Annotated in this window: 1 protein-coding gene; it reads left to right on the top strand. The window is 44.0% G+C overall.

Going from position 1 to position 573, the window contains the following annotated elements:
- The coding region (locus tag AB4558_RS22005; RefSeq protein WP_372159111.1) for an MBL fold metallo-hydrolase at window positions 1-573 on the top strand (573 nt) is incomplete at both ends.

Raw genomic sequence — 573 nt, 5'->3', positions numbered from 1 at the left:
ATTTATCCTTATTGATCCTATGTTGGGGAAAAAAGGCTCTATGCCTCCGTTTTCAGTCATTAAGGCTAAGGCCGCGAAAAATCCAACCGTTGAGATGCCAAGTAATGCCGATGAGCTACTAAACAAGGTTACTCATACCTTAATTACTCACAGTCAAACACTTGGTATCAAGGCATTACAACATGGAGATCACCTAGATCCGGCAGGTGAGACGTTTTTAACAAGTCGTAATATCCCAGTTGCGACACCAGCCAAAGATAAGGCTTACCTAGAAAAATACGACTTAACGGTAAATTGGGGAATTGAAGACTGGCAAACTATCGACTTTCTAGACGGAAAGCTCACCGCGGTTCCGGCTTTGCACGGCCATGGATGGATTCACAAGGTAATGGCTAATGGTGTTGGATTTTTCTTGGAGCTCCCCAATGAGCCTTCTATTTACATTAGCGGTGATACAGTTCTAACCGATGATGTAAAACGAGCGTTGACTGAGTTGAAACCTGATATCACAGTAGTCGCGGCAGGTCGTGCTCGTATGGACGTTGGTCAACCGTTATTGATGTCTATTGATGA

Source organism: Vibrio sp. 10N.222.51.C5 (assembly GCF_041474575.1).
Classification (GTDB): domain Bacteria; phylum Pseudomonadota; class Gammaproteobacteria; order Enterobacterales; family Vibrionaceae; genus Vibrio; species Vibrio crassostreae_C.
Note: the sequence above shows the minus strand (reverse complement) of the source record. Positions and strands in the feature narration are given on the sequence as shown.